A 17,261-nucleotide genomic window follows, 5' to 3' on the forward strand; every position below is an offset into this window, starting at 1 on the left:
ATCGGCGTGTCGCGCATCAATGAAATCGGTTTCATCACAATCGGCCCGGCCGTGCCACGAGATCGGCAGATATCCGCGCCCATGTGGCTTCGATCACATTGGTTTTTATTGTTTCCGCAGCTGACTGTGCTGTACGGGGGCGCGACGCCCCAGCGTGAGCGAACCCTGAGCGTTAGCCACCATGCGACAAGCGGAGATTTCATCCGGCCGAACAGTACGTGAAACAAATGTAACGGACTTTTGTTCCGGAGCGAAATGTCGATCGGGAACGGAGCGAAGTGGCCGCCCGGTAGGGCCTGGTCGAGATGCTCCAGATGTCGCCGGGTTGCGGCCGTTCGGGTTGGCCGCATCATGGGCGCGGCCGGTGGGGCGGATAGCGGTGCCGTGCGGTGCGCCGCCTGACTCCGCCAGGCTGTACTTGCCGACCGGTGGCCAGGGCGTCTGAATGGCGTTGGGCTTCATCCCGCCGTGCCGACCGGGACAACGCGCGGTCGCCGGTGTATTGCCGAGGTGCAGGGTGGCGTGGTCGTCTCGCCAGTGCGGAACCCTCATCGCGCCTCCCCCTGCACGGAGAGAGCCCTCATGGGAGGGGGCCCGCCCGGCCGAGGCCGGCTGACGGTGGACCTGAAGCCAGGTCGTGCTCGTTACTTCCATTTCTGTTCCGGGGCGGAACTCAGATAGGCGCTTCGAGTGGAGCAGCGGCCTCCGGCACCGCTCAGGCGTGAGCCGTTACCCCTGGTTAGAACGCCTCCGTACCTCTGGCGTCGCTCTGGCGCACGCCTCTCGAAATGCCGCGCCACCAAACGCCGAAGGCGTGCCAGAAGCAGTCGGGGATTGGCGCCGGAGCCGTGCCAGAGGCGACTCCTACAACCGGGTTCGACGAAGCGAAATCCCTCTCGCCGTGGAGAACCCGATGAGCACGAACCCATCCGACAGGGCCGGCCAGGACCGTCGGTAGGTGGCCGGGGAACGACCGGAGAGCCGGTCGTTCCCCGGCGAACGGTGCTACCAGGTGACCGGCAGGAAATCGAGACCGTAGACGATGGAGATCTCGCGAAAGGCCAGTTGCTCGAACGGCACGGCCAGCCGCAGACCGGGAAAACGCCGTAGCAGCGCGGGGAGAGCGATCCGCGTCTCCATCTGCGCCAGAGGAGCCCCAATGCATCTGTGGATGCCGTGTCCGAAGGCGACGTGAGGGCTCACCTTGCGCCCGGGGACGGCCCGGTCCATGTCCGTGCCGAGGGCGGGATCGCGATTGGCGGCGGTCAGCGAGCACAGCACCATCTGCCCCTTGGCGATGGGCTGCCCGGCGAGCACGAGATCCTCTCGGGCGAAGCGCGGGAAGGCGACCTGGACAACGGTGAGGTAGCGCAGGAGCTCCTCCACGACCTGATCGACGTGGTCGTCGGTCTCGCGGACCAGGGCGGCGTGCTCGGGATTGTCCAGCAGCCACAGCGTGCCGAGAGCGAGCATGCTGGTGCTGGTGTCGTGCCCGCCGGTCAGCAGGCCGTCGGCCAGGCCGGCCAGCTCGCGATCGCTCACCTCGTCACCGTGCTCACGCAGCAGCGTGCCCAGCAGGCCGTCACCCGGGTTCCCGCGTTCCTTGGCGACCAGATCGGTCAGGTAGGTGATCGAGTCGTTGACCGCCTGGATGGACGCTTCGGGACCGGCGGACAGGTCGAACCTGTCGGCACTCATCCGGAGGAAATCGGACCGGTCGCCGTACGGCACACCCAGCAGTTCGCAGACGACGAGCGACGGGATGGGAAGCGCAAACGACCGGACCAGGTCCGCTTCACGCCCGCTCCGCTCCATCACGTCCAGATGGTCGTTGACGATCTTCTGAATGCCGCCGTCCAGCCGCCGCAGCCGCCTCATGGTGAACTCGGGCGTCAGCAGGCGCCGCAGCCGCGTGTGCTCGGGCGGGTCGCGGAAACCGAGACCGCCCGGGTCTTCCTGCGCCGACCCTGCGGCGGTCACATGGCCGAAGTCGTTGCTGAACCGGGCCGCATCGCCCAGCACCGCCCGGACATCGTCATACCGGGTCACCAGCCAGACGGTGGACCCGTCGGGCATCCGCATCGGGAAGACGGGCTGCTCGGATCGAATGCGCCCGAGCTCCGCCACAGGATCGAAACCTTGACGGAGGAACTGCATGAGGGGAAATTCGTCATCTGCCATCGAAGATGATCCTTCGTACGAGAGGCGCGCCGACTGCCGCACCGGCCGGAAGCCGGCGCGGACGATGGGAGGCCGGAGGGAGACGTCGCATCAGCGGCTGTCCGGTCTGGAAACTGGTTCTGGGCGGTCAGGAAGGGGTGTCCCCGCCGGCGGGTTTCCTTCTCCGCCGCATCAGCAGTGCCACGGCTCCGGCGAGTGCCAACCCGGCCATGACCGCCCATGTCCAGCCGGGGAGGCCGCCCCGCTCGTCCGTCTCGCCCGTCGCGCTCACGGGTGTGCGGGCCGGAACCGGGCTGGACACGGGGGTGCTGGACACGGGGACGCTGGACACCGGGGTGCTGGACACGAGGGGGCTCGCCAGCGGAGCCGACGAGGAACCCACGGTGAAGGGGATCTCTCCTTCGATGGGGCGGCCATCGGCGGAGACGACCCGCCAGACGACGGTGTAGCTGCCGGAGGGAAGCGGCTCGTCGACGTCCATAAGCACCTTGGCGCCGCGGGTTCGGGGTGTGCCGGAGGGAAAGCGCCGCCCGGCCGCGTCGTGCAGAAGCACGACGGGATAGCGCACATTGTTGTTGAACTCCAGCTCGATGAGTTCGAGGCTGGAGACCACGGCGTTGCTGGCGGGTGTGCTCGATCTCAGGGTGTCGTGTGCCAGCGCCGGTGCGGCGAATGCTCCCAGGACGGCGCACAGAAGGCCGAGGAGGAGAAACGCTCTGGCTGTTTTCTTCGTCACTCGCGCTCACCGTTCTCGGGACCCGATGGGCGGTCCTTCACGTCGTCCGGGAGCGGTGGCGTCCACCGTTTCCTGCCCCGCGCCACCAGGATGGCGGCCGCTCCGAGAACCGCGACCGCGGCCACGACCGCCCAGCTCCAGCCGGGTATGCCGGTCTCCTGATGTGGGCGGCCCTCTCCGGCCACCGGGGAGGCGACGGGCGCCGTCCCTCCGGCCGATGCCGCCGACGAGGATCCGACGACGAACGGTATCTCCCCTTGGATGGGGTGGCCGTCGGAGGAGACGACCCGCCAGGCGATGGTGTAGCTGCCCGGTGGAAGCGGGCCTGCGACCGCTTCCACCACCGTGGAGTCGTCGACGCGCGGAGTTCCCGATTCGAAGCGGCGCCCGGTCGCGTCATGAAGAATGATCACGGGAAAGCTGACATGCGCGCTGAACTCCAGCTCGATCTCGCCGAGGCCGGAGACGACGGCATTCGCGGCGGGTGTGCTCTTCTTCAGGCTGTCGTGCGCGGACGCGGGTGCGGCGAACACCACCGCGAACAGGCACGAAATGCCGAACAGAAAAACCGCTCTGACCGAGGAATGCTTCACGACAGGCTCCAGGCATGCGGGAAGGTCGTGGCCCGGCGTGTGACGGCGGACGGCGGTGTCATCGGGGATCTCCAGTCGTCGTGTGTGAGTACCTGCGGGCGCGCGGGCCGTACGGACCGGCATGAGCGGTCCGCGGGTCGTCGGGATGAGCCGCTGCGGGCAGGCGTGACGTCCGACCGGATAAGCCGCGCGAAGGAACCTCAGAAGGGCTCGGAGAGAATCACAGGAACACGAGAACCGGCGGTCCGCGCCGGACGACGGCGTGTCGCAGGACAGCCTCACGCCGAGGTTCGCGGTCGAGGTTGTACGACGCGAGCCGGGGGCGGGGGCATATGCGGGCAAGGAACTGGAACAGCGTGAGCAGCGCCCGGAGCCAGCGGATCGCGCCCGTGCCGATCCTGCGCAGGATCGACCACAGCGCCGCTTCGCCCCGCGACAGCCACCACCCCGTGATCAGCGCCGCGGTGAGATGCGCGGTGAGCATCCCGGTGCCCACTCCCAGCCGGTGCGTGTGCGCCACGGCCGTTGTCTCCGTCGAGGGCGCGAGTGACCCGAGGAGTTCGTGCAGGAAGACCTGTGCTGCCAGGAGCAGGCCGATGACGACCAATGGTGACCGCTCCCGGCCCGCCGTCGCCGCGGCGACGGTCATGACGCCTGCTCCGCCGATGAGAACTGCCTGGGGAGTCGGGGCGGCCCCACCGGCGAACCAGTGCGCGCCCACGGCGAGGAGCACGCAGACGACCGAGAAGGCGGCCGACCGCGCGAGTCGCAGGGGTAAGGCGGCGCGCATGACGAAGACGACTATCGCACAGAGGCTGGTCGGCCCCAAGACCGCCGCCATCCGTTCGCTCGGTCGGGCTCGGTCCGGTACACGAAGGGGAGAACCGGTGCCGGACGCCAGGGTGAGCGCCTTGGTTCCTTCGTCCTCATCGACCACTCGCGCTCCTTCACGAGGTATTCGGCCCGATTATCACGATCTGCGACGCATGCACTGAGGGACGGGGAGCGGTGTGCGATGATTGCGGCGCCATGACAGCCACCATGCCCTTCCGTGCCGTACGGGCAGCCGCGTTCGCCGCGGTCTCGGTGGCGCTCGGCGTCGGGGCGCACGTCGTCGGCGGCGGGTCGGTTTCCGTCATCGCCGTGCTCGTGGCATTGCTCATCGCATTCCTGCCCGCGCACGCCCTCGCGCGGCGTGAGCGGACGCTGGCCGTGATCCTGCCGGCACTGGTGGCCTCGCAGGCGGCGCTCCACCTGCTGTTCTCGTTCGCGCACACCCTGGAACCGAGCGTCGCCGGCTTCGCGATGAGCGGCGGGCACGTCCATTCCGGGTTGGTGCCCGGCCTGGGCATGCTGGTCATGCACGGCTGGGCGGTCGCGCTGACGGCGGTATGGCTGGCGCACGGCGAGGCGCTGCTCTGGGCCCTGCTGCGCCGGCTGGCCGTCCGGCTGCGGATCGTGTTCGCCGTCTTCCTGAACCCGGCGTACGGCGCGATCGTCGTCCCGGTGATCGAGCAACGGGTGGTCGCGCGGTCGGTCCTGCTCGGCCATTCGGTGAGGCGGCGCGGCCCTCCTGGCACCGTTCGCACTGTTCCTGCCTGACCGGAATCTGGTCGGCGGGCTTTCTCTGATGTGACCGGCACCCCGGTAGTGGCGGGGTGCGTCCGGTGTGCGCTCGCGCGCGCCGAATTCGTTCAGTGCAGCGGTACCAGTACCGGCTCTCAGCCGGGTGAAGGGATCTTCATGTTCTCCCGCGTCATGCTCGTCGTTCTCAGCCTGGGCGCAGTGACGGCCACGGCGGCCTGTGGCTCTGAGGAGGCGTCCTCCGTCTCAGCGGCTGCTCCGCCCGTTGCGGTGGCGGCCTCCCCGTCGTCCACCTCTGCCGCGCTCAGCATCACCGACCCGTGGGTCAAGACCGCCAAGAAGGGGATGACCGCCGCTTTCGGCACCCTGGTCAACAACTCCGATTCGGACATCACCGTCATCGCCGGCAGCACTCCCGCGGCACCCATGGTGGAGTTGCATGAGGTCGTGGAGTCGAAGGGGAAGATGGTCATGCGGCCGAAGGAGGGCGGTTTCGTGGTCCCTGCCCACGGCTCCCACGTCCTGCAGCCCGGCGGCGACCACATCATGGTCATGGACGTGCCCGCCGAGATCAAGCCAGGGTCCGAAGTGCCGTTCACGCTGGAGCTTCAGGGAGGCGGCACCTACACTTTCACGGCTCTGGGCAAGGACTTCGCCGGAGCCAAGGAGAACTACCAGCCGGGCGCCGACATGGGCGGCATGAATGAGTGAGCGGCATGATGAAGTGGAGCGTCTCCCCCGCCCGCGTCTGAGCCGCAGGGCGCTGCTGTCCGGCGGCGCCGTGGTGGCCGCCGCCGCAACGAGCGGGGCCGTCGTGGTGCGGGCGAGCGCCGACACCGACAGCACGCGTACGGCCGGCCGTACCACCGGCTCGGACGTGAACTCGCCCCAGGCGACGGCGGTCGAGCCGTTCTACGGAGCCCGCCAGGCCGGTGTCGCGACGCCGCCGCAGGCGCACGCCGCGTTCGTGGCGTTCGACCTGCGGGCGGGCTCGGACCGTGAGAGCGTGGCGCGGCTGATGCGCGTGCTCACCGACGACGCCCGGCGCATCACTCAGGGACAGCCCGCGCTCGCCGACACCGAGCCCCATCTGGCCGTCCTGCCCGCCCGATTGACCGTCACCTTCGGCTTCGGACCGGGTCTGTTCGCGGCCACCAAGACCTCCGATCAGCGGCCGGAGTTCATCGCTCCCCTCCCCGCGTTCGGCATCGACCGGCTGAAGAAGCGGTGGACGGGCGGCGACCTGCTCATTCAGATCTGCGCGGACGACCCGCTCACCGTGACCCATGCGCTGCGGGTGCTAGTCAAGGACGCCCGGTCGTTCGCAAAGGTCCGCTGGACCCAGCGGGGCTTCCGGCGGTCCGCGCACTCCCAGCAGCCCCACACCACCCAGCGCAACGTGATGGGACAGCTCGACGGGACCGTCAACCCCGTCGCCGGCACACCCGACTTCGATCGGGCGGTCTGGTTCGCCGGGGAGCAGGAGTGGCTGCGCGGCGGGACCACCCTGGTCCTACGGCGCATCCGCGCGGAGATGGAGACCTGGGACGCCGCCGACACCGTGGCCAAGGAGTTCACGATCGGCCGCCGCCTCACCGACGGCGCTCCGCTCACCGGCGCCCGCGAGCACGACGAACCGGACTTCGCGCGGCTCACCCCCGCCGGGCTGCCGGTCATCTCCGAATACGCCCACATCCGGCGAGCACACGTGGCCGACCCCGGCACGCGTATCCTCCGTCGCGTCTACAACTACGACGAGGGCGTTTCCCCCGACGGCACCGCCGACACCGGGCTTCTGTTCGCCTCCTACCAGGCCGACATCGCCCGGCAGTTCATCCCGATACAGGAGCGACTGGCCGAGGCGGACCTGCTGAACGAGTGGACCACACCGATCGGTTCCGCCGTGTTCGCCATCCCTCCCGGCTGCGGCCCCAATGGGTGGATCGGAGAAACCTTGCTGTCATGAGGCGGTGCCGGCCAAGGCCGGGCGGATCGCCGCCACCCTCGACGCCCGCGGAGTGCCCTGCCCGTCCGCCCATGACCGCGCGCGGAACTCTCACCGCTCCGGCGAGATGCGGATGGACGGCACCGTGCCGTCCATCCTCCGCAACCCTCGCTACACCGGCAACCAGGTGTGGAACAAGCAACGCGCGACCGAGGTGCTGACACCTGATGGACCCCCGTGGCGTCGCCACGAGGGTCCATCACGTCAGGCAGCGTGATCCCGAGTCCGCACGGACTTCGACCGTGTCCAGTTCGCTCCTGTGATCCTCGGTACACCACGGACCTGTGCGTTCAGATGGCTGCTGCGCTGCGGCCTCTGTCAGCGGTCCATCAAAGGGTCGTGGACCAACAACCGGTCCAACTATTGGTGCCACCAGGGGGTGTCGCGATACTGGCGCTGATAGGTCGATCAACGACCGCCCGGCCACACCGCCGCCCTGCAGGCACCCCACTTCACGCGCTTGTCCGTACCGATCTGCCCTGACAGAGGCACGCCGACGACCACATTCATATCGTCGCTACGCTCGCTCGTCAGGACAGCACCAAGCCCCGAACCTGGAACGACCTCTACCAGGTCTTGCATGATGAGCGCCGAGGCGACGTGGGTTTCTGTCTGGTTAGCGATTTCGGCATCCTCCCTGCCGAATTGCGCTCGTAGAGGATCAAGGGCGGCGCTCCGCGCCGCCTCGCGGCCCTGCGCCCGCTCGGCGGCCGGGCGTGCGGCCTGGGAGCCGGTCACCGGCCGCCGGCAGCTCGGGCCGCCCGCCGAGCGACGGCTGTTCGATCGCTCAAGCAGGGAGCGGCCCGTATAGCAAAGACACAAGCACCTGGGCGGCGATGACGAAGACCGGCAGTGCAGGCATGGCCCATGCCGCGGCCTGTCGGATGCGGATGAGGCGCTTGGGCGCCAGCCACAGAGAGAATCCTGCCAGCAGCCAGACAAGTGGACTGACGACCCAGGCATAGGCCGTTACGCTTGCCCATTGGCTGACGGGAGCGCATTTCTCCGTCTCGTACTCCGTGAGTGGGTCAAGACCGCACTCGTCCAGCTCCAGGGAGAAGCTGACCAGGAGCCAAGCGAAGAACGCAGCCACCCACGACAGCACCGCGGCAATCAGAGCCCACCCGACGAATGTCACTCGTAACGGGAACCTTGTAGGCGACGTCGCCGATCTGACCAGATCATCTGTCACGGCTCCGAACCTAAGGTTCCGCTATAGAGGGATCAATTCAAACCCAGCCTCCGGCGGGGGCGCTCCGGCTCCGGGGTGATCGCTAAGGCGCGCTCATCGTGGCTGGCCCGTAGCGGGCTGAGGTGGGGGCGGGTATGCGTACCGCGCAAGATCGATTAGTGTGCGACGACTGGCCAGATTGAGGGAGAGCAGATGGGCGGCGCGACCGCGGCGGATTACGCCTGGCTGCGTGACGACTGGACCGATGACGTCGACACCACCACCTTGTGCATCAACTTTGTCGCCGACCTGTCCCCGGGTGAGGCACTGCGACGGTTCGGCGTGACCCCCGGCACGTCCGGCGAGTACACCATCGCGGCGTACGAGGCGACGGGAGGCACCGTCCTCGCCGAAACCGGGTGGGCAACCAGCCACAGCAGGCAGTACGACCCTCTGTCGGCGCGCACGAGAGTGGCAACCGTGCAGGTGGACATCAAGGGAGCGGAGTTCACTTACGAGGTGGACAACAGGCTGATTACGACCTTCAGTCTCTACAGCTACCGCTTCCGTGGGGGCGATGACCCCGACCAGCTCCTTGACGACGTGCGTGAACTCGGTCTCTTCGACGCAAGCGGCGACCTCGTCCCCAGCGCCCTCGCTCTGGCTTCACGAGCCACCGGAGTTGACCTTTCCAGGAATCAGTACAACCGTCCCAGTCTTACCGGCTCGACGGATCACCTATACGACTTCTTCTGAAGGTTCCTCGCAACGCCCGTCTACCAACCTGCATCACTCGTCGCCAGCAGACTTCAAAGGCCGCGAATGCGGCCAAGTGCGGGGAGCCACCTTGGGAGCCACCCGGACAGGCGATCACGAACTGCGTCGGACGGATCTGAACAGCCGCAGTCCCGAGGAACAGCATGGCGAACGGATCTGAACGACCGTGGATGTCGTTTGGGGACCTACAGATCAGGAGGTGTCGAGAGCCGACCTATCGAATGCATGCCATGGCCATAGCGAAGAGGGCCAGTCGGGTGCGACCGGCCCCCTGTAACGGCTATTCAGGGTCGGAGACCTCGGTCACCTGCACCCCGTCCAGTTCGAGCCCAGCCCACCGGCCGGCGTCTAGCGTGAGGATGTCGGCTCCCTCCAGTCGCGCGAGCATCACCGCGTGCGCGTCCTGCCACAGCGGCCGACCGTCGCCGGTCAGCCGCGCGGCGGCCTGCCCGAGCTCGAGCGTGTCATCGAAGTCGCTCAGCGGCCCGTACGCCCCGTGCTCCAGGCGGGCGATCCCGCGCACCGCCGGCAGGAACCCCGTCTCGTCGCTGCCGCCCATTTCCGCGGCCACCGCGGCGACGACCAGCGCGGGCACCATCAGGCGCAGGCCCTGCTGGTCCAGCTCGAGCAGCATCGTGATCAGCGGCAGGTCCCCGCGAGCGACCTCCGACACCACGGTCGTGTCCAGGACAAAGCCGCGCTCACTCACCGGCGGCCCGCGTCAGGTGCTGCTCCCGCTGCGCGAGCACGTGGGCGGTCATCCGGGCGACCTTGGCCGACGCGGCCGGGTCCGACCGCACTGCCTGCGCGGCGGCGCGTACCGCGGCGTCGGCCTCGCGGTCCGCCTCTGCCCGCCGCGCCAACGCGGCGTTGACCACAGCCGACACCGATCGAGCCCGCCCGGCGGCAACCTCGGCGTTGGCATACTCGAGCAGATGCTCCTCGATCGTCACACTGACAGCTCTCGTCGTCATGCGATAATCATACGATGACCCCCGGCCGGTTGTCCCTTCTTCCCTGCCTCACCCCGCTCCATCAAGATCGAGCCCACGCGGCTGCTGGTACTCGAAGGCACCTGGTTCCTCGGCCGGCGCATGCAGCGTCATGCACTTGTTCCGTGCTGGGTGCACGGCGGGCCCTGCCGGTCGCATGTTACGGATACGGAAACAGCCACAGCCGCGGCAGAGCTTCGCGGGCGGAGGGTGGGAGCACTCGCTTACGACGCAGTCGCTGCGCGAGACCTGCCAGGTATCTCGCCCAACAGCAGGGAGGGGATCTTAGGCGGCGACTGCCGGCCAGGGTTGGTGCGCTGGCACGTCCGCAGTCGGCCCGGTCTTCACCTTGGTGATGGTCGCGGTTGCGAAGCGGAGGGAGGGGCCGACCTCGTCGGCCTCGAGCTCGTGGACGGTGCGCTTGTCGCCGGTGTCGGTTTCGTAGGTGCGCTGGCGCAGGCGGCCTTGCACGATGACGCGCGTGCCGCGCTGGAGGGATTCGGCGATGTGCTCGCCGAGGTCGCGCCAGGCTGTGCAGGTCAGGAACAGGCTGCTGCCGTCCTTCCACTCCCCCGTCTGCCGGTCCTGGTACCGGTGGGTGGAAGCGACGCGGAAGCGTACGACGGCGTGGCCGCCGCCGGTGAAGCGGAATTCGGGGTCGTCGACGAGGTTGCCGACAACCGTGATGGTCGTCTCGTTGGCCATCGGATGTCCTCCACTCATGGGGAATCTGGATGCGTGAGGGCGCGGGGGCAGACCCCGCGCCCATGCAGACTGCTAGACCTTCCGGCCGGCGACGGTTGCCAGGCGGTGGGTCTCGATGGCCTCGGTGATGCAGTCCTGACAGATCCAGCTGTGGTCGGTGCAGCGAAACAGCTGCTCGATCTGGGTCGTCGTGCCGCATCGGCCGCAGGCGCTCAGGTCGGTCAGGCCGAGGGGGGTGTCGAGGGTGAGGGTCATGTCCTGCTCCTTGTTGCCGGGACCCTTGCCCGGGTCCGTGCCGTGTTCTGTGAGGGAGAACTCGCAGGCGGAAAGGGAGGGAGGGCAACCGGGCGGCTCTCGCGGTCAAGATGTTTTGCGCAGCAAAAGATCTTGACCGCGAAGAGTGAGCGAAGCGAAAGCCTGGTTGCGTGGACGACCGCGCCTGCGACACTGACCGGCCAGAACACCGGGCACGGCTGAGCCCGGCACGACAGGGAGCTCGGCAGGACATACTCCTCGACATACCGTCGTCGTCGACCTCACCTGGCCGTGAACGACCTCGTCGATGCGGCCCCGCCTCTGCTCCGCGAGCGGCGGGCAGTGGTCAGACGCCGCTGGCGGCCAGGTGCAGGGCGCGCAGTGCCTGGGCCTCCATCTCGTGGGCGATGTCGGCGTCGTCGATGGTCTGGGCGACGCTGGTGACGGCGTGCATCACCCCGCCAGCAGTCAGGTCGCCGCCGCAGATGAAGTGGCGCAGGATCTCGCGCTGCTGCTCGTCGGTGAAGCGCAGCTTGCTGGTGACGCCTGGATCGTCTTGTCCGGGTCGGCGATCTCGGCACCCGCGGCGGCGGTCAGCTGCCGGATTTTGGCGGTGAGGTAGTCGGTGTCGAGGAAGGTGGCGATGGCGTCGCGGGTCTGGGCCGTGATCAACTGCAGGTTCTTGTCCTGCGCTCTACTCCTGCCACGGAGGCCGAACCGCGCCACCGGTGACGTCAGACGGCGGGGCTGCGGCGTTCGATCATGTGGACGTCGCGCCAGACGCCGTGATGGCGGCCGATGCGTTCGCGGGTGCCGAGGACGCGGAAGCCGGCCGCCTGGTGCAGGGCCAGGCTGGCTTTGTTCTCCGGGAACACGCCGGATTGGATGGTCCAGATGCCGGCGTCCTCGCTTGCGGTGACGAAGGCGTTCAGAAGGGCCCGGCCCAGGCCCTGGGAACCGTAATCGGGGTGGACGTAGATGCTGTGTTCGACGACGCCCGCGTAGACGGGACGGGCGGAGACGCGGGAGGCGGCCACCCAGGCGACCACCTGGCCCGTACGGGTGTCGGCGACGACGTAGCGCAAATGGCCGAGGCGGGCGGAACTGAACGTCTCCCAGGTCGGGGCGGTGGTCTCGAAGCTCGCGTGGCCGGTGTCGAGGCCGAGCTGGTAGACGCTCAGAACCTGGTCGGCGTCCTCGGCCCGCATCGGGCGGATCTCGAAGCCGGGAGCGACGGGCGGCTTGGCGGCCTTGACGATGGCCGAGTGCACGCCGTCGCCGTGGTCGGCCGTCGGGGTGATGGTGATGCCGGTGAAGCCGGCGTCCAGGAGCAGGGTGCGATACTCGCCGACGGTCAGGGAACCGGCCGTGCAGCCGATGCGGGTCTCGGTGCGGCGGCGCAGGTCCTGGTCGGGGATGGCGTCCTCGGTGACGACGTCGCTGACGCCGAAGCGTCCGCCGGGGCGCAGGACGCGGAACGCCTCGGCCAGGGTGGCGGCCTTGTCATCGGACAGGTTGATGACGCAGTTGGAGATGACCACGTCGACCGTACGGCCGGGCAGGGGAACGTGCTCGATGGTGCCGTGCAGGAACTCGGTGTTGGTCGCGCCGGCCTGTGCGACGTTGTCACGGGCGAGGCTCAGCATGTCGGGGCTGGCGTCCAGCCCGTAGACCCTGCCGGTGGGGCCGACGCGGCGGGCGGACAGCAGGACGTCGATTCCGCCGCCGGAGCCGAGGTCGAGCACGACGTCGCCCTCGTGCAGGTCGGCGACGGCGACGGGGTTGCCGCAGCCCAGGCTGGCGCGCAGGGCGCCGTCGGGCAGGGCGGCGGTGTCGTCGTAACCGGCGGCGCCGACGCAGCCCTCGCCGAAGGAGGCGGAGTCGTGGCCGGACTGGCCGGTCATCGCGGTCCTGGCGAACCTGGAGTAGCGGTCGACGATCTCATCGTGAGCCACGGCGGCCTCCTTCACGCGCGGACGGGTGCGGCGGCGAGCCCAGGTCGCCCCCGACTTCACCTCATCCTGCCGCGGCGGGGATCCGGTAGGTGGGACGCGGGTAGCCGGGCTTGAACGAAGGGACGCCGGCACTCTGTACGGCCGATGTGCCGGTAGCGGCGGACACCACCTCCACCGCCTCGGCCACCGCGGCGTCGAGCTCGGCGGGCTCGCACGCGACGCGGGCGTTGAGCCGTGCCTCCGCACCGGTGAACGTCCTCCCCACCGCGGCGTCCACGGTCGGCTCGGCACCGCCGGCGGTCACGCTCACCTTGCTCAGGTCACCGGCGGACTCGAGGCTGACCTTCACGTGGCCGATCATCCAGCCGTTGCGGGCGGCGGTCGCGGACAGGTGCTCCAGCAGCGCACGGGCCCAGGTGTCCGGGTCGAAGCCCTCCGCCGCCGTCACGTCCAAACTGAGGTTCAGCCACGCCAGCGCGGCCTCGGCGTTGGCGTAGCGGTCGTAGTCGATGTCGAGACCGCGCCCGACGGGCTGCGAGCCCAGCCAGAGGGACACCAGTTGTTCCAGCCCTTCGCCGGTTTTCGCCGAGTAGCCGAGCACGGTGGCCGTGGGGTACCGCTCGCGCAGATCCGCGGTGATGGCGGCGGTCTCCGCCGCGTCGAGCAGGTCGATCTTGTTGAGCGCGATCACGTCGGCTTCCTGTAACTGCTTGCCGAACAGGTAGGACATGTCCGACTCCGTGTCGTCCAGCGGCAACGAGGTACGGAGCGCGTCAAGCCTTTCCGGTTCGACGACGACCAGGAGGGGAGCGGGCGTGAAACGTTCACCGTAGTGGGCGCTGAGCGGCCGGATGACGGTGGCCTGCAGATCGGTGCAACTGCCCACCGCCTCGGCGAGCAGTGTGTCCACCTGGTGACCGTCGACCAGGCGCTGCGCGACGGTCAGCAGGTCTTCGAACCGGCAGCAGAAACATCCGCCCGTGACCTCGCCGGCCTCCGCGATCGCCGACTTGGCGAGCTGGGTGTCCACCAGTTCGGTGCCCTGGTCGTTGGTGATGACCGCGACCCTGCGGCCCTGCGACTGGAGATATTTCGCGACCGCGACGAGAGTGGTGGTCTTGCCCGCCCCGAGAAAACCGCTCAAGGTCATAAAGGTGATCAACCGGCGTTCGCCTCACTTCTGGTAACGGTGCTCCGTACAGATATCGCCGCATGGCACGGCACGAGTGAGTATTCGCGTCACAGGGTGTCGAGGTGGTGTCAGTGATCCGCTATCCGCAGCCAGCTAACAGCCTCTGTTCCACAAGGTCAAGATCCTTGACGCCAGGAAACAAATGATTAACAATGCCGCGAAGCCGCACCAAAAGGGGTATTGATGACAATCAATACAGATGCTACAATCTCGAAAAAATTATTCGTGTGCAAAATTAATCGCGCATCGTTTCCGCAATGACGGCATCGGTACCTGACCGCCCGCCGAAGCGCCTATCTCGCGGCGACGGAAGGCAGGGCGATGATGCCCGTCAGTGCGGTGAGCGCCTCGGGCACGACCCGGTAGTAGACCCAGGTGCCCCGACGAGTCGACGTGACGAGCCCGGCGTCCCGGAGGACCCTGAGGTGATGGCTGATGGTCGGCTGAGTGAGATCGAACGCCCCGACGAGGTCGCACACGCACGCCTCGCCGTCGAGGTGAGAGGCGACGAGGGAGAGCAGCCTCAGCCGTACGGGGTCGCCGAGCGCCTTGAAGCCCGCGGCGAGCGCGATGCTCTGCTCCCTGGTCATGGGCTCCGTCACCCGCGCCGGGCGCGGCACACCGGGTTCGACCGTGGGAAGGTTCTCATGCGGCAGCAGCACAGGCTCGTCGTGCTCGGCCATGGCGATGGGTCCTCTCCCTAAGCGCCCCGGGCGTGGGTCACCCGGCCGCATCACCCACGAGTTTAGACAACCCTTCCGCGCAGGAGGTCTCGTCATACCGCGTCCCCCGCTGACCCACGCCGAGGCGACGGAGCGTGGCGCCCTGCTGCGCGTGCGGTCGTACAACCTTCACGTCGATCTGAGCCGGACCGGGGAGCCGGTGTTCCGGTCCAGGAGCACGATCCGCTTCACCTGCGCCCGGCCGGGTGCTTCCAGCTGGGCGGACGCACTGCCCCGACGGGTGCGTTCCGCCGTGCTCAACGGGCGGCCGGTCGAATACGACGGCGCGGGACGGATCCTCCTGCCCGATATGGCGGCCGTCAACGAACTGACCGTGGAAGCGGACTATGACTTCTCCACCAGTGGCGAGGGCCTGCACCAGTACACGGACCCGGCCGATCAGCAGGTGTACGTGTACAGCCACCTGCAGCCCGGCCACGCCCCCCGGGTGTTCGCCTGCTTCGACCAGCCCGATCTCAAGGCGCCCTTCGCGATCAGCGTGACCGCTCCGGACGGATGGACCGTGTTGTCCAACGCCCCGCTCGATGACCGGCCCGGCACAGGCGTCCACAGGTTCGCGCCCACCCCGCCGATCAGCACCTACGTGGCCGCGGTGGCGGCCGGCCCGTGGGCGTCGTGGACGGCGGACCAGGGAGGCGCCGTGCCCCTGGGGGTGCACTCCCGGCGTTCCCTGGCGGCGTACCTCGACTCGACCGTGCTGCTGGAGCGGCTCGGGGCAGGGGTGGCGTTCTTCGCCGAGGCGTTCGCGACGCCCTATCCGTTCCGGAAGCTCGACCTGTGCTTCGTCCCCGAGTTCAACTTCGGGGCCATGGAGAACGCCGCCTGCGTGTTCGCCGCGGAGACGTTCGTCTTCGACCGCGCGGTGACCCGGTACGCGCACCGCCGCCGGGACGAGATGATCTTCCATGAGATCTCCCACCAGTGGTTCGGCGACCTCGTCACACTGCGCTGGTGGGACGACCTGTGGCTGAGCGAGGCGTTCGCCACCTGGGCGGGCGTCCACGCGCTGACCCGGCTCACGGACGACGTCGACGCCTGGGCCGACTTCGCCGCCGGCAAGAAGGCGCACGCGTACCTCCTGGACCAGTCGGCCTCGACCCACCCGGTCCTGACCGGCGTCCCCGACGTGGACGCGGCCGGGTCGGCCTTCGACGCGCTGACGTACCACAAAGGCGCAAGCGTGCTGCGCCAGCTCGTGGCCCGCCTGGGGCTCGACGGGTTCCTGGAGGGCATGCGGCGCTACTTCGCGGACCATTCTTACGGCACCGCCGGCCGGGCCGAGATGCTCGGCGCCCTGGAGAAGGCGGGCGGCCGGAACCTGACCGCTTGGACTGACGCCTGGCTGCTGACAGCCGGGCTGACAGAGGTGCGGGCCGACTTCGACGTCGACGAGGCCGGGTGCTTCACGCGTTTCGACCTGCTCCAGGACGGATCGCCCCGGCCGCACCGTCTCGCGGTGGGCGTCTACGCGGAGGACCGCCACGGCGATCTGGTCCGTGTACGGAGGCACGAACTCGACGCCGACGGCCCGCGCACGAGCGTGGACGCGCTCGTCGGCAGCCGGTCCGGCGCGCTGGTGCTGCCCAACGACGACGACCTGACGTACTGCCGGATCGTGCTGGATGCGCGCTCAACGGAGGAGATCGTCCACCGGATCGGCCGGCTGGCCGATCCCATGGCTCGCTCGCTCTGCTGGACGGCGGCGTGGGGCATGGTCCGGCACGGGGAGTTGCCACCGCGGCGGTTCCTGACGATGGTCCTCGGCGGCCTGACGGCGGAGACGCAGATCGGCGTGTTCCAGCGGCTCCTCGTCCGGGTCGCCACCGTGCTGACGGCCTACACCGAGCAGGGCTGGGCCCGTGCCCACGGCTGGCCCTCGTACGTGGACCGTCTGCTGGACGTCGTCAACACCCCGGACGGCGACGCGGACCAGAGGCTGGCGGCGGCGCGGGCCATCGCGGATGCGGCGTTGACGGCCGGCCACGTCGACACGGTGCGGAAATGGCTCAACGGAGCGGCCCCGATCGACGTGGACGACGCGTTACGCCGCAGGCTCGCCCGATCCCTGGTCGCGCATGGTGAGCCCCTGGAGGCCGTCACCGGCGCCTTCACCGCCGTGGGAGAACGGCTCGCCGAACGGCTCAGGGCGTCAGTGCCCACCGCGGAGGCCAAGGAGTGGGCGTGGACGACCATGCTGGGCAGCGAGAGCGTCGCACAGGTCCGCTCGCTGGCCGACGGCTTCACCCACCCCGCGCATCATCACCTGCTCGCGCCGTTCGCGCAGCGTTACGCGCAGGACGTCCCCCCGCTGCTGACCGCCGCGGGAGACCGGGAACCGGCGCGCACGATCACCGTCCGGATGTTCCCCTCTT

General features: G+C 68.7%; 18 protein-coding genes and 2 pseudogenes. 6 read left to right on the forward strand and 14 right to left on the reverse strand.

Annotation, left to right across the window (positions count from 1 at the left end):
• Positions 1–1,005: 1,005 nt before the first annotated feature.
• From AB0J39_RS01895 to AB0J39_RS01910, 4 genes are all read right to left on the reverse strand, one after another.
• The gene (locus tag AB0J39_RS01895) at positions 1,006–2,181 is read right to left on the reverse strand and encodes a cytochrome P450 (protein WP_363460781.1); all 1,176 of its coding nucleotides are present in this window, start codon (positions 2,179–2,181) and stop codon (positions 1,006–1,008) included.
• A gap of 127 nt (positions 2,182–2,308) precedes the next feature.
• Positions 2,309–2,917, reverse strand: a complete 609-nt coding sequence (locus tag AB0J39_RS01900; RefSeq protein WP_363460783.1) for a copper resistance protein CopC — start codon at positions 2,915–2,917, stop codon at positions 2,309–2,311.
• Positions 2,914–3,510, reverse strand: a complete 597-nt coding sequence (locus AB0J39_RS01905; RefSeq protein ID WP_363460785.1) for a copper resistance protein CopC — start codon at positions 3,508–3,510, stop codon at positions 2,914–2,916. The genes AB0J39_RS01900 and AB0J39_RS01905 overlap by 4 nt, the downstream gene beginning before the upstream one ends.
• 220 nt (positions 3,511–3,730) lie before the next feature.
• Positions 3,731–4,300, reverse strand: a complete 570-nt coding sequence (locus AB0J39_RS01910) for an MFS transporter (protein ID WP_363460787.1) — start codon at positions 4,298–4,300, stop codon at positions 3,731–3,733.
• Positions 4,301–4,539: 239 nt separating this feature from the next.
• Here AB0J39_RS01910 and AB0J39_RS01915 point away from each other — a divergent pair, with 239 nt between their 5' ends.
• The 4 genes from AB0J39_RS01915 (at position 4,540) to AB0J39_RS01930 (ending at position 7,316) form a co-directional block, all read left to right on the forward strand.
• A complete protein-coding gene (locus tag AB0J39_RS01915) occupies positions 4,540–5,112 on the forward strand; it encodes an MFS transporter (RefSeq protein WP_363460789.1) in 573 nt (190 codons plus the stop codon).
• A 141-nt stretch (positions 5,113–5,253) separates the two neighbouring features.
• A complete protein-coding gene (locus AB0J39_RS01920) occupies positions 5,254–5,805 on the forward strand; it encodes a copper chaperone PCu(A)C (RefSeq protein WP_363460791.1) in 552 nt (183 codons plus the stop codon).
• 13 nt (positions 5,806–5,818) lie between these two features.
• Positions 5,819–7,060, forward strand: a complete 1,242-nt coding sequence (locus tag AB0J39_RS01925) for a Dyp-type peroxidase (RefSeq protein WP_363460793.1) — start codon at positions 5,819–5,821, stop codon at positions 7,058–7,060.
• Positions 7,029–7,316 (forward strand): recombinase family protein, encoded by a 288-nt coding sequence (locus tag AB0J39_RS01930; protein WP_363460795.1) that lies wholly within the window; start codon positions 7,029–7,031, stop codon positions 7,314–7,316. The genes AB0J39_RS01925 and AB0J39_RS01930 overlap by 32 nt, the downstream gene beginning before the upstream one ends.
• Positions 7,317–7,507: 191 nt before the next feature.
• On the opposite strand, the gene AB0J39_RS01935 is transcribed toward AB0J39_RS01930, so the two are convergent.
• Entirely contained in the window at positions 7,508–7,837 is a 330-nt protein-coding gene (locus AB0J39_RS01935) for a hypothetical protein (RefSeq protein WP_363460797.1), read from the reverse strand.
• A gap of 49 nt (positions 7,838–7,886) precedes the next feature.
• On the reverse strand, positions 7,887–8,237 hold the full coding sequence (locus AB0J39_RS01940) for a hypothetical protein (protein ID WP_363460799.1): 351 nt from the start codon (positions 8,235–8,237) through the stop codon (positions 7,887–7,889).
• A 246-nt stretch (positions 8,238–8,483) separates the two neighbouring features.
• Here AB0J39_RS01940 and AB0J39_RS01945 point away from each other — a divergent pair, with 246 nt between their 5' ends.
• On the forward strand, positions 8,484–9,026 hold the full coding sequence (locus AB0J39_RS01945; RefSeq protein ID WP_363460801.1) for a DUF6461 domain-containing protein: 543 nt from the start codon (positions 8,484–8,486) through the stop codon (positions 9,024–9,026).
• A gap of 301 nt (positions 9,027–9,327) precedes the next feature.
• Here AB0J39_RS01945 and AB0J39_RS01950 read toward each other — a convergent pair whose 3' ends face one another.
• The 8 genes and pseudogenes from AB0J39_RS01950 to AB0J39_RS01985 form a co-directional block, all read right to left on the reverse strand.
• Positions 9,328–9,720 carry a hypothetical protein gene (locus AB0J39_RS01950; RefSeq protein WP_363460803.1) on the reverse strand — a complete coding sequence of 131 codons (393 nt, stop codon included), beginning with the start codon at positions 9,718–9,720 and terminating at the stop codon, positions 9,328–9,330.
• Positions 9,721–9,748: 28 nt separating this feature from the next.
• Positions 9,749–10,021, reverse strand: a complete 273-nt coding sequence (locus AB0J39_RS01955) for a type II toxin-antitoxin system ParD family antitoxin (RefSeq protein WP_363460805.1) — start codon at positions 10,019–10,021, stop codon at positions 9,749–9,751.
• Between the two features lie 360 nt (positions 10,022–10,381).
• A pseudogene (locus AB0J39_RS01960) lies at positions 10,382–10,744 on the reverse strand (single-stranded DNA-binding protein); the annotation flags it as partial.
• 72 nt (positions 10,745–10,816) lie between these two features.
• The gene (locus tag AB0J39_RS01965) at positions 10,817–10,999 is read right to left on the reverse strand and encodes a hypothetical protein (RefSeq protein ID WP_363460807.1); all 183 of its coding nucleotides are present in this window, start codon (positions 10,997–10,999) and stop codon (positions 10,817–10,819) included.
• A gap of 468 nt (positions 11,000–11,467) precedes the next feature.
• On the reverse strand, positions 11,468–11,671 hold the full coding sequence (locus AB0J39_RS01970) for a hypothetical protein (protein ID WP_363460809.1): 204 nt from the start codon (positions 11,669–11,671) through the stop codon (positions 11,468–11,470).
• 62 nt (positions 11,672–11,733) lie between these two features.
• Positions 11,734–12,954, reverse strand: coding sequence for a GNAT family N-acetyltransferase (locus AB0J39_RS01975; protein WP_363460811.1), 1,221 nt, complete (start codon positions 12,952–12,954; stop codon positions 11,734–11,736).
• Positions 12,955–13,015: 61 nt separating this feature from the next.
• Positions 13,016–14,116, reverse strand: coding sequence for a GTP-binding protein (locus AB0J39_RS01980; protein ID WP_363460813.1), 1,101 nt, complete (start codon positions 14,114–14,116; stop codon positions 13,016–13,018).
• A gap of 323 nt (positions 14,117–14,439) precedes the next feature.
• Complete coding sequence (locus AB0J39_RS01985; protein WP_363460862.1) at positions 14,440–14,736, reverse strand: metalloregulator ArsR/SmtB family transcription factor; 297 nt, start codon at positions 14,734–14,736, stop codon at positions 14,440–14,442.
• Positions 14,737–14,833: 97 nt separating this feature from the next.
• Between AB0J39_RS01985 and pepN the strand changes: the two are divergent.
• Positions 14,834–17,254 (forward strand): annotated as a pseudogene (gene pepN / locus AB0J39_RS01990) (aminopeptidase N); the annotation flags it as partial.
• Positions 17,255–17,261 lie beyond the last annotated feature (7 nt).

Origin of the sequence: Microbispora sp. NPDC049633, from assembly GCF_040675265.1 — a bacterium.
GTDB lineage: Bacteria > Actinomycetota > Actinomycetes > Streptosporangiales > Streptosporangiaceae > Microbispora > Microbispora maris.

Coding starts and splice junctions, on each gene's coding strand:
- AB0J39_RS01955 (WP_363460805.1), bottom strand. CDS start 10,021: ATGACGACGAGAGCTGTCAGTGTGACGATCGAGGAGCATCTGCTCGAG.
- AB0J39_RS01930 (WP_363460795.1), top strand. CDS start 7,029: ATGGGTGGATCGGAGAAACCTTGCTGTCATGAGGCGGTGCCGGCCAAG.
- AB0J39_RS01965 (WP_363460807.1), bottom strand. CDS start 10,999: ATGACCCTCACCCTCGACACCCCCCTCGGCCTGACCGACCTGAGCGCC.
- AB0J39_RS01895 (WP_363460781.1), bottom strand. CDS start 2,181: ATGGCAGATGACGAATTTCCCCTCATGCAGTTCCTCCGTCAAGGTTTC.
- AB0J39_RS01910 (WP_363460787.1), bottom strand. CDS start 4,300: ATGCGCGCCGCCTTACCCCTGCGACTCGCGCGGTCGGCCGCCTTCTCG.
- AB0J39_RS01985 (WP_363460862.1), bottom strand. CDS start 14,736: ATGACCAGGGAGCAGAGCATCGCGCTCGCCGCGGGCTTCAAGGCGCTC.
- AB0J39_RS01920 (WP_363460791.1), top strand. CDS start 5,254: ATGTTCTCCCGCGTCATGCTCGTCGTTCTCAGCCTGGGCGCAGTGACG.
- AB0J39_RS01945 (WP_363460801.1), top strand. CDS start 8,484: ATGGGCGGCGCGACCGCGGCGGATTACGCCTGGCTGCGTGACGACTGG.
- AB0J39_RS01915 (WP_363460789.1), top strand. CDS start 4,540: ATGACAGCCACCATGCCCTTCCGTGCCGTACGGGCAGCCGCGTTCGCC.